Origin of the sequence: Frankia sp. CcI49 (genome assembly GCF_001983215.1) — a bacterium.
Classification (GTDB): Bacteria; Actinomycetota; Actinomycetes; order Frankiales; family Frankiaceae; genus Parafrankia; species Parafrankia irregularis.
In genome coordinates this window covers 276941-287900 of the sequence record NZ_MOWP01000009.1, presented here as the reverse complement: position 1 = coordinate 287900, position 10960 = coordinate 276941, and the positions used below count along the sequence as shown (strand labels likewise).

Annotated in this window: 8 protein-coding genes; 1 reads left to right on the top strand and 7 read right to left on the bottom strand. The window is 69.6% G+C overall.

Going from position 1 to position 10960, the window contains the following annotated elements; all coding sequences use genetic code 11:
• Positions 1-236 precede the first annotated feature (236 nt).
• From nifK to nifH, 3 genes are all read right to left on the bottom strand, one after another.
• Positions 237-1796 carry a nitrogenase molybdenum-iron protein subunit beta gene (nifK, locus tag CcI49_RS10095; RefSeq protein ID WP_076825872.1) on the bottom strand — a complete coding sequence of 520 codons (1560 nt, stop codon included), beginning with the start codon at positions 1794-1796 and terminating at the stop codon, positions 237-239.
• Positions 1797-1962: 166 nt separating this feature from the next.
• Complete coding sequence (nifD, locus tag CcI49_RS10090; protein ID WP_054570879.1) at positions 1963-3423, bottom strand: nitrogenase molybdenum-iron protein alpha chain; 1461 nt, start codon at positions 3421-3423, stop codon at positions 1963-1965.
• 52 nt (positions 3424-3475) lie between these two features.
• Positions 3476-4345, bottom strand: a complete 870-nt coding sequence (gene nifH, locus CcI49_RS10085) for a nitrogenase iron protein (protein WP_054570878.1) — start codon at positions 4343-4345, stop codon at positions 3476-3478.
• A 916-nt stretch (positions 4346-5261) separates the two neighbouring features.
• Here nifH and CcI49_RS10080 point away from each other — a divergent pair.
• Positions 5262-5699 carry a hypothetical protein gene (locus CcI49_RS10080; RefSeq protein ID WP_054570877.1) on the top strand — a complete coding sequence of 146 codons (438 nt, stop codon included), beginning with the start codon at positions 5262-5264 and terminating at the stop codon, positions 5697-5699.
• On the opposite strand, the gene CcI49_RS10075 is transcribed toward CcI49_RS10080, so the two are convergent.
• The 4 genes from CcI49_RS10075 to CcI49_RS10060 all read right to left on the bottom strand — a co-directional run bounded on the left by CcI49_RS10075 (position 5659) and on the right by CcI49_RS10060 (position 10892).
• On the bottom strand, positions 5659-7230 hold the full coding sequence (locus tag CcI49_RS10075; protein WP_235498418.1) for an adenylosuccinate synthetase: 1572 nt from the start codon (positions 7228-7230) through the stop codon (positions 5659-5661). The two genes, CcI49_RS10080 and CcI49_RS10075, sit on opposite strands and share 41 nt — an antisense overlap.
• A 17-nt stretch (positions 7231-7247) precedes the next feature.
• The gene (locus tag CcI49_RS10070; RefSeq protein ID WP_076825870.1) at positions 7248-8267 is read right to left on the bottom strand and encodes a hypothetical protein; all 1020 of its coding nucleotides are present in this window, start codon (positions 8265-8267) and stop codon (positions 7248-7250) included.
• Positions 8268-8403: 136 nt separating this feature from the next.
• The gene (locus CcI49_RS10065) at positions 8404-9804 is read right to left on the bottom strand and encodes a hypothetical protein (RefSeq protein WP_076825867.1); all 1401 of its coding nucleotides are present in this window, start codon (positions 9802-9804) and stop codon (positions 8404-8406) included.
• Entirely contained in the window at positions 9801-10892 is a 1092-nt protein-coding gene (locus tag CcI49_RS10060) for an NUDIX domain-containing protein (protein WP_076825865.1), read from the bottom strand. The genes CcI49_RS10065 and CcI49_RS10060 overlap by 4 nt, the downstream gene beginning before the upstream one ends.
• Positions 10893-10960 lie beyond the last annotated feature (68 nt).

Below are 10960 nucleotides of genomic sequence, written 5' to 3'. Positions count from 1 at the left end.
TTGTCGGTGGAGTTGGTGTGGCGCAGTGGGGGTCGAGGGGTGTGGCCGGCCGGCCGGGGGGCCGGCCCCGGCAGGGGCGGGGCGCCGGCTCTCGTGACGTGGGGGGCGCGGTCCCGGCGCCACGGGCGGGGCCCCGGCCGAGCGGGGGGTGGGGCCGCCAGCCGGCCGACCACTGGGAAGGCCGTGCGTACCGCTCGGGGGATGCCGATGCTCAGGAGGCATCCCCCGAACGGGACCTAGCGCACGGCGTCGAAGCTATGCGGCAGGCTGGAGCGGTCGAGCTCGTCCAGCATGGTGTTGACCAGCTGGGTGAGCAGGTTCAGCCCGCCGGTGTACCCGATCGTCGCCTGGCGGTGCAGGTGGTGACGGTCGAAGATCGGGAATCCGACCCGGACGAGGGGGACGTTCGCCTCGCGGGAGATGTACTTCAGGTAGGTGCTGCCGATGAGCAGGTCGACCGGCTCGGTGAAGACCAGCGACCGCAGGTGCCACAGGTCCTTCTCCGGCCAGACGGTGGCCGCGTCGCCGAACTTGCTCGCGGAAAGCACCTTCTCCATGCGCGCCTTGAAGCTGCTGTCCGCGTTGGTGCTGACCAGGTGCACCGGCACCATGCCGCACTCCAGCACGAACCGGGTCAGCGCGATGACCAGGTCCGGGTCGCCGGCGATCGCGACCCGCTTGCCGTGCAGGTAGGCGTGCGAGTCGGCGAGGGCGTCGACGAGACGACCGCGCTCGAGGGTGAGCTCGGCCGGCACCGGCTGACCGGAGAGCCGCGCGATCTCCTTCACGAACTGGTCGGTGCCCCGGATGCCGATCGGGGTCTCCAGAAGGACCGTCTCCTGCTTCCACTTGTCCCGGACGAGCTCCGCCGTCCGGCGCATGGTGGATTCCTGCAGGACGACGCTGGCCTTGCTGTGCTTGGCCTTCGCCGCGTCCGCCAGCTTGGTGCCACCGGGGTAGAGGTCGTACTCCCCGTTCGCCGGCGAGTCGAGCGCGTCGGAGTGGTCACCCAGGATCAGCGGGGAGACACCCAGCAGCTCGAGCATCCGGCGGTACTCGCGCAGGTTGCCGAGGTAGGTCTCGAAGCCGGGGAAGACGTTGAGCTGCGGCTTCCCGCCGGTCTCCGGCGCCGTCTTGGCCTCGGGCAGCTCGGTGACCATGTCAAGGATGCCCTTGACCATCACGTCGTAGCCGTTGAGGTGCGAGCCCACGAAGCTCGGGGTGTGGGCGTACGACACCGGGAAGTCGTTGGTGACGGCTTCCTGGTCCCGCGCGGTGCGGATGTAGGCGAAGAGGTCCTCGCCGATGACCTCGGCCATGCAGGTGGTGCTGACCGCGATGTGCTTCGGCTTGTACAGCGCCGTCGCGTTCGCGAACGACTCGACCAGGTTGTTGATCCCGCCGAAGACCGCCGCGTCCTCGGTCATGGAGGTGGAGGCCGCCGGGACGGGCTCCTTGAAGTGCCGCGCGAAGTGGCTGCGGAAGTACGCGACGCAGCCCTGCGACCCGTGCACGATGGGCAGCGTGYCCTCGAAGCCGATGGCCGCGAGCACGGCACCGAGCGGCTGGCAGGCCTTGGCCGGGTTGACGGTCAGGGCCTCGCGGGCGAAGTTCTTCTCGCGGTACTCCCAGGTGCGGGTCCACTCCAGGACCCGGTTGACCTCGGCGTCGTCCGCACCGTTCTCGAACTCGCGCTTGGTCTCGAACTGCTTGGTGTAGACCTCGTCCTTGAACAGCTCGGTGTGGTCGAGGACCTTCAGCGGGATGTGACTGTTCGTCTCGGGAGTCGTCGTCACCGGACCTCCTCCTTTCTGCCGTGACTTGAGCCTTTTCCATCGCCAGCTCGGGCTCACGGTTCCTGGCCGTGCCCCGTGGGATGGAGAAGGCCCACTGATGGCCGCCGGCAGCCACCGGTGATCACCGGTGGTCGCCGGTGGTTGCCGGCGGAGCCGGGCTACTCGCTCAGAAGACTTCTCCGGACTTCGACCACGGGGTCTCCATCAGGTCCCAGGTCGGGCTGTTGATGGCCATGTCCATGTCCCGGGCGAAGACCGCGAAGCCGTCGACACCGTGGTACGGGCCGGAGTAGTCCCAGGAGTGCATCTGGCGGAAGGGGATGCCCATCTTGTGGAAGACGTACTTCTCCTTGACGCCCGCACCCATGAGGTCCGGCTTCAGGTGCTTGGCGAACTCTTCGATCTCGAACGCGGTCGGGTCGTCGTAGAGGACGACGCCTTCCTTCAGCATCCCGTAGGTACGGGTGTAGTCGTCCTTGTGCGCGAACTCGTAGCCCGTGCCGATGACCTCCATGCCGAGGTCCTCGTAGGCGCCGATGGTGTGGCGGGGGCGCAGGCCACCGACGGCGAGCATGACCCGCTTGCCCTCGAGCCGCGGCCGGAAGGCCTTGATGATCTCTTCGAACTGCTTCTCGTACCGGGCGATCGCGGCCTCGGTCTTGGCCTGGATCGTCTCGTCGAACTTCTCCGCGATGGCGCGCATCGACTTGACGATCTTCGACGGACCGAAGAAGTTGAACTCCATCCACGGAGTGCCGTAGCGCTCCTCCATGGTGGTGCAGATGTAGTTCATCGACCGGTAGCAGTGGATCAGGTTCAGCTTCGACAGGTGCGTCGAGGCCATCTCGTTGATCGTGCCGTCACCGGACCACTGGGCGATGATGCGCAGGCCCATGTCCTCGAGGATCCGGCGGGAGGCCCAGACGTCACCACCGATGTTGTAGTCACCGATGAGCGCGACGTCGTACGGGGTGGAGACGTGGTTCGCGCCACCGGTGCCCAGCACGTGGTCACGGACGGCGTCGTTGGCGATGTGGTGGCCCAGCGACTGGGAGACACCGCGGAAGCCCTCGCAACGAACCGGGATGACCGGCTTGCCGAGCTTCTTGGAGGCCGCGCGGGACGTGGCCTCGATGTCGTCACCGATCAGACCGATCGGGCACTCGGACTGCACCGAGATGCCCTTGGCCAGCGGGAACAGCTCGTTGATCTCGTCACAGACCTGCGCCAGCTTGGGGTCACCGCCGAAGACGATGTCCTTCTCCTGGAAGTCCGTGGTGACCTGCATCGCGGCGAAGTTGGTGACACCCCACGGGCCGCGGGCGTAGTTACGACGGGTGGCCCAGGAGTACTGGCCACAGCCGACGGGGCCGTGGCTGATGGTGACCAGGTCCTTCACCGGCCCCCACACCACGCCCTTGGAACCGGCGTAGGCGCAGCCACGGATCGTCATGACTCCGGGGCGGGACTTGATGTTGGACTTGACCTCGCACTCCTTCGACCCCTCGGGGTCGTTGGCCTTGATGTGCTTGGCGCGGAACTTGGCCGCCTTCGCGGGGTAATGCGACAGGACTTCGGCGATCATCGCCTCGGTCTCGGCCCGCGGCGGGGTCGGCGTCGTCGTCATGATCGGAACCTCATCCTCGACGGTGACTGAAGCCGGTGGTGGGCGGAGGAGGTCAGGCGGAGGCGGCGGCCTTGCTCTGGCCGACGATGCTGGTGTCTTCCTGCTCCATGATCCCGAACTCGATCAGCAGCTCCTCGAGCTCGTCCATGCTGATCGGGGTGGGGATGTTCTTCATGTCGTTCTCGTCGATCGCCCGAGCCAGCTGGCGGTACTCGTCGGCCTGGCTGTTCTGGGGGTCGTACTCGATGACCGTCATCCGGCGCAGCTCGGCGTGCTGCACGACGTTGTTACGCGGGATGAAGTGGATCATCTGGGTGTTGAGACGGCGGGCGAGCTCCATGATCAGCTCGTCCTCGCGGTCGGTCTTACGGCTGTTGCAGATGAGGCCACCGAGGCGGACGCCACCGGAGTGGGCGTACTTGAGGATGCCTCGGGAGATGTTGTTCGCGGCGTACATCGCCATCATCTCGCCGGAGGTCACGATGTAGATCTCCTGGGCCTTGCCCTGGCGGATCGGCATCGCGAAGCCACCGCACACAACGTCACCGAGGACGTCGTAGGTGACGAAGTCCAGGTTCTCGTAGGCGCCGGCCTCCTCCAGGTAGGTGATGGAGGTGATGACGCCACGGCCGGCGCAGCCGACACCCGGCTCCGGGCCACCGGACTCGACGCACTTGATGCCCCACTGGCCCTCGATGAGGACCTCGTCGAGCTCCAGGTCCTCGACCGAGCCCTTCTCGGCGGCGAGCTCGATGACCGAGGTCTGGGCCTTCGAGTGCAGGATGAGGCGGGTGGAGTCGGCCTTGGGGTCACAGCCGACGATCATGACCCGGCGACCCATCTCCGCCATGGCGGCCATGGTGTTCTGCTGGGTGGTGGACTTGCCGATACCACCCTTGCCGTAGAACGCGATCTGGCGCATTGCTTCTCCTCCTGGAGCCTGGGTACGCATGCACGGTTTCGCACAGTGCGTCCCGCGGGCCGGAATTCGGTCGCGGTCGTGGCCCCGCAACCGAATGGGCGCTGGTAGCTCGTCCACCCGGCGTGCCGCGATGTCTAGGAACCGTAGGAGGCATTCATTTCGGAAGCATGTACGTCGGTAACTGCCCCGTTAACAAGAAATCGCTCGGGACAGCGGCGAACTGGGCCTTCAGGAAAGCCGGGAGGAAATCCGGGAAGAAAATTCCGAGGAAAAACTTTTCCTGCCGGCTGTTACCGACCCCGCGACCTGCACGTGCGCTGGCACGCGCCTTAGCAGAAGCCGCGGCACGGGTCCCGGCGGGGCCCCCCGCTCGGTGCCTGGCCCGGTTTCGACCCGATCAGCGCCTCGTTAATCGGAAGTATCCTCGCTGGTGACCGCACCGGATATACCTGCCCAGGTATGACGTGAAACACAGGATTACCGACCGAAGACTTTCGCCTACCGCCGCATCTGCGCCAACCCGAACAGTTCACATCCGTGCCTGCGGAACTATATCCGAGATTTCCGCCGTGTTCGCGGATGAATATCGTCCCCGATGCGGATACCGTGGGCCACGACCCCCTTCGCGGCACCCTCCACCGAACCAGCCCGGCCGAGGGGCGTGGCGGGATTTACGTCTCGGAAACCGCACCCACCGGGCCGTTCTGGACCAGGTCCGGTGGGCCGGGTAGCGTTGCCTCGCGCACACGCGGAAAAAAGCGCGCGTGCGCACCCGCAAACAGCTCGGCAGGCAATCTCGGCAGACGCGGCCGACTCGACAGACAGGACGACTCGACAGGTTGAACGGCTCGACAAGTTGAACGACTCGACAGCTCGTGCCCATCCGCAGCGGTACCGAAAGCCAGGACGGTAGGAAGTGACGGAAGCTCAGGCCGTCGACGCCTGGTCCGGCTCGCCCATCTCATGGGAAGACCTGCGCACCGCGGTCGTCGGCAACAACGGTGTCTATCGCATCGACATGGCAGTCCTGCGTGAGATCGGCGGCTATGGCCGGCTCGGCACCAATGTACGACAGATACTCAGCCGGAAACTCGCCGGAGTCGGCCTCGGCCATCTCCCCGCCGAGCTGCCGTCCTATCAGGACAAGCAGGTGCTGTTGTACCAGTACGGCACCCCGGCGGCGGAGATCGTCGAAGCGCTCAGCGAAGGCGCCACCGACGGCGCGGAGGCCGCGCTGCTGCGGCTGAACTCCTCACAGGACCTCGCCAAGGTGCGGGACGCCTCGATCAAGGCGGTCGAGCTCCTGTCCATTCTCAGCGAGCGGTGCAAGGACTGCATGGGGCCCCTGCACTGAGTCTGTCCGGTGACCTGCTCGGCAGCAGGTGACCTGTTTGTCCGGTGATCTGCTTGTCCGCGGCGCGCGGGCCGCGTGAGAGCAGCGTCACCGGCGCCTCCAACAGCTCGGTCACCAGATCGGGCCAGGCATCGACGTCGGGGCGCGCGCCGAGCACCGGCTCGGCGCGCGCAAGCCTGCGGGTCAGCGCCCCCTGCCGCTCCAGATCGCCGGGAGGCCCCGGCGCCAGCCGGCTGACCGTCGCCCCGTCGATCCGGTAGGCGTCGCAGACCCGCAGCCCCAGCCCCGGCGGCAGCCGCTCGACCACGTCCAGGTGCGTGAGCGCGAGCGCGTCCACACCGCCGGCGGCCTCGACCGCGTACCGGTGCGCGACCGCGTCGAAGTGACCCACMCGGAACGCCCCCTGCCACCGGCCGGTCCCGTTGTGGACGTCCGGCAACGCGGCGGTCAGCTCCGCGTCCTCGGTCACCAGCGGCCCCGGCCCATGGCGGGTCGTGTAGGCACGCACGACTCCGAGGCGCCGGGCCGTCCCGCCCCGGCCCACCTCGGCCAGCAGCTCCTCGGCGTTGCGCGCGGTCGTCGTCGACCAGGTCGTGAACGGGTGGAAGCCATGCCACTCGTCGAGCAGGACGCCCTGCGCCCCCTCGAACACGACCGGCCCACGGTCGCACAGCACCCGCAGCCAGGAGCTGTCGACGATCCGCGTCAGCTGGCCGAAGGCGGTGAGCACCGCCACACAGTCCTCCACCTCCGGTATCTCCTCCACCGCCGGCACCGCCGTGAGCCGAGCAGCCCCTGTCTGCCCGCCGGAGCCAGCCCCGCCCAGCCCGACGGGTGCGGCGAGCTCGGTTGGTGCGGCGAACTCGGTTGATGCGGCGAACTCGGTTGATGCGGTGAGTGCGGCGAGTTCGGCGCGCAGCCAGTCGTGCAGCTCACGCAGCCGGGCGCGCAGGCGCGACGGGCTGCGGCAGTCGGCGACCCGCGGCGCCACGGCCGGCCGGGCCAGCGCGTAGGACACCGTCTCCCCGATGCCCATCCCGCACGAGCCGTGCCGCCCGGCGCCCCGGGCCAGCTCACGGACCCGGTTCGCGATCGCGTGGTACGGGGTGGTGAGCAGGGCCTCGCCGTCCACCGTCAGCCTGGCGAAGGGATCGGGCACGCCGACCGACTCCAGGTGGGTGGCCTCCGCCACCAGGGCGAACGGGTCGACGAGCATCGTGCGGGCCAGGTGGGTGGCGCAGCCCGGGGTGAACGAACCAGCGCCGAACTGGGCGAACGTGTGATGCCGGCCGTCGTCGGTGACGACGTTGTGGGCGGCCTGCGCCCCGCCGTTGAACCGCACCACCGTCGGTGCCCGCCCACCCGCACCACCCGCACGACCCACACCGCCCGCACCGCCCGCGCCGGCCCGGGCGGCACACAGCCAGTCGACCACCGTCCCCTTCCCGGCATCACCGAAGCCCAGATCGATGACGATGACGTGATCGCGATCATCATCGCGATCACGATCGCGATTCACGAGACGGTTCACAGCTCGTTCCCCGGCCTCTACAGGCGCACGATGCCGCGGCTGCCGGCACCGGCGATCCGTCGGTCGAGCGCACCCGAGCCACGGACGACCGCGGACCGCGAACCGCGGACGGCCACCTCACGCGAGTACCGCTCCAGCGCGCGGCCGACACTCGGCACCGCCGCGGCCGAACCGACGTCCCGCAGGTCGTCGAGCCCCTCGTCCAGGTCGATCGCCGCCTCACCCAGGCCGATCGTCACGGCGATCGTCTCGCAGACCGCGTCGAGGTCGTCGAGCTCCAGCACCCGCTCACCGAGCAGCGCCCGCCAGGTTCCGAGCACCTCGCTGTCACCCGCGTGGGACGTCCCGGCGGGAATGATGAAGTAGACGTGGTAGCGGCGCTCCACCTCGGCGAGGATGCGCTCGACCGACAGGCGCTCCGTCAGCCGGTCGCCGATGACCGCGGCGACCTGGCTCTGAACCACCCGGCTGTAGGGCAGCTCGTCACCGACGATGAACAGGTACCCACGCCGGCCGCGCCGGTCGAAACAGTCCGTCGCGGTGTGCCTGGCCATGAAGTACAGCGCCAGCTCGTACGACTCGTGCAGCTGCCCGCCGCCCCCGCCTTCCAGCAGCATGGCGCCGAGCTGGTCGTCCATCCGGTTGTCCGACTCGAACTGGCYGACCTGCAGCGGGACCCGGTCACAGCTCGCGTCACCGATGCCGCCGAAGAGGATCTGCGGGTGCTGGACGTAGCCCTTGCGCAGCAGCAGCCCGAACAGCTCGGGCAGCCGGGTCTGCAGGGTGCGCGGCACCTGGCCCATCGACCCGGTCACATCGAACAGGACGGAGATCGCCAGGCTCTCGGGGTGCTCGTCGTTGTCCCGGCTCTCCCGCAGCCCGACCCGCCAGGGGTCCAGGTCGGGGTGCGCCTTCCAGGACCGGCGGGGCCTGTTCGCCCGCAGCGAGTCGCTGTACTGGAACGCGCTCGCCCCGCTGCGGGCCCGGTAGCCCGCCGCCGCCTCGTACACGTTGGTTGACCAGGATCCACTGCCCATTTCTCTCCGCCTCCGGATCTCGAACGAGTGGTACTTCTGCAGGTCTGGTGGTCGTGGCCCGCCTGCGCGGCCGGCCTGAGCGGTCGGTGGTCGTGGTCGTGGCTGGTGGTCGGTGGTCGGTGGTCGGTCCGGGACGTCATCCGTCCGCGGCGGGCAGATGGAACGGCCGGAAACGCCGCGGGCCGTACAGCCGCTCCAGCACGTCGTCCAGCTCGGTGAGCAGCCGCCAGGCGTCATGCGGACGGCGCGCCGCGGCCGGCAGGGTGCAGCCGCGGGCGAAGGCGCGCAGCTGCGCGGGCAGGCCCGGGCCGATCAGGTACGTCATGCAGCGGGTGGCGAGGTAGATGTCGGTGGCCTCGTCCGGACGGCGGCGCGCGGCCACCTCCGGCGGGTACATCGGTGCGAAACGCGGCACGACGGCCGGCACCCGCGCCGCGAGATCCGCCGCGCCGGCAGCCGGGCCGTTGTCCGGGTCGGCCGCCGAACCAGCCCCCGGACCGGCCGCCGAGCCAGCCGCCGAACCTGCGGCCCGGCCGACTGTCGGAGCGGTTTCGGGGTCCCGGATGACGCTGTAGCACCAGTCGACGAGCACCAGCCCGTGCTTCTCGGGATGGATGAGCACATGATCGGGCACGACCGCGCCGTGCAGCACCCCGGCGCGGTGGGCGTAGCCGAGAGCCACCAGCAGCCGACGCCACATCCAGGCCGCGTCCCGCGGGTCGACCCCCTGGGGGTAGGCCGCGTGGACCCGGGTGAGCGGTTGGAAACCGTCGAGCCGCTCCAGGACGTTGACCCGGCGCCGTGGCGCGGAACACTGCCCGCCGCCGGTCGCCGGAGTGTGCAGGAACGACTCGACCAGGCGCGGCGCGTAGGCGGCGAACCGCCGGTCCCCGGCTCGGGCCAGCCGGGTGAGAGCGGCGGCCTCACGCTCCATGAGGTCGTTGTCCGCAGCGGACCGCGGAACCTTGAGGAACCCCGTGCGGGTCGTCCCACTCGCCGTCTCCCGGCATTCGGCCGGGTACAACAGAGCCACATCACCCTCGATGACCCCACCATCCGGCCGCCCACCGGCGGCCCCGGCGGCCCCGGCGGCCTTGGCGACCGCGGTCCGCCGCGGGACGACCCGAATCGTGTGGAGGTGACGTCTCGTCCGGATGACCGTCTCCTCGATATCCCCCGGCTCGACGTCCACCGGCTCGACGTCCGCGAAATCGGCGTCTACGGAATCGGTGGTCGGGCCGGCGGAGGCGGCGTAGGCGGCACCGCCAGCCGCCCCGCGGTCGGTCACCTGCGGCGGCTGCAGACTCTGGTAGCGAAGCCACAGGTCACCAAGCCGGACGAACGCGGCGGTCGCGACCCCGGACCTCGCCGCCGGCGCCCGGTCCGGGTGCACGAGGCGAGCGAGCCTGCGGTATCCGGCGATGCCCGGGGTAGGCCCGAACACCCTGACGAGATCAGGCCAACCGGGTTCCGGCGGGACGTCGAACAGCAGGCCCAACGCCCCGTCGAGCCCGGACGGGCCCGGCTCGGGCGTCACCGCGCACCATCCCGGGCGCCATCCAGGGCACCATCCAGCGCACCGTCCTCGACGCCGCCCCCTGTAACGGCGTCGAGGACGGGCTCTCCCGGCTCCGCGCCGGACGGCCGCAGCAGCGCCGGATACAGGAGCGTCGCGGGACCAGCCCGGTACAGCCGAGCCCGGCGGCCACCTCGGTTGCCCCCGCGTTCCGTCGTGGTCCCGGTGTCCTCCAGGAACCCGGGAACCGACAGGAGCTTGCGATGGAAGTTGGCCGCGTGCGGAGCTCGCCCCCACACGATCGTGTAGACCTCACGCAGCTCGGAGATCGTGAACTGCTCCCCCACGAACGCTGTCGCCAACGGCGTGTACTCGATCTTCGAGCGGGCTCGCTCGATCCCGTCGGCCAGGATGCGCCCGTGGTCGAACGCCAGGTCATCCAGGCAGACGGCGTCGAACCCCAGATCGGCACGCCCCGAGGTGTCGAACGAAAGGCCGCCCGACACTGTCGACAACGGCGCCCAGGCCGCGGCGGCCGCGTCACCACCGGCGGTCGGGTCCGGCAGGTCCGGCGCGAAGGCCAGGTAGGCGACGGAGATGACCCGCATACGCGGATCACGCCCAGGAGTGCCATACGTGCCGAGCTGCTCGAGGTGCACCCGCCGCGGGGACTGCGCCGACAGCGGCGACAGCGGGTCGGCCGCGGTCAGCGGGTCGGCCGCGGTCAGCGAGTCAGGAGCGGCCAGCGGGTCAGGAGCGGCCAGCGAGTCAGGAGCGGCCAGCGAGTCAGGAGCGGCCAGCGGGTCGGCCGCGGCCAGCCCGGTCTCCTCGGCCAGCTCACGGGCGGCCGCTTCGGGCAGGTCCTCCTCGCCCGCAGGCCCTTCCACGCCCGGGCGCGGCCGGACGAACCCTCCCGGCAGGGCCCACCGGCCGGCGAAGGGCGCTTCCCCGCGGCGCACGAGCAGCACATGAAGCCGACCATCGCGCAGAGTCAGGGCGACTACATCCACCGTGACCGCCACGGGGTCAAAGGCCCGCGGATCGTAGGTCCGGGGGTCGTAGTCGCCACCCCGAGCTGAACGTGCCGGCATGTGATCGCCCGCAGGCATGGTTCACCACCCTTGCTCCTGACCGGCCAGCCAGGAGGCTCGGCCAGTTATTCTCGTATCGAGATTTT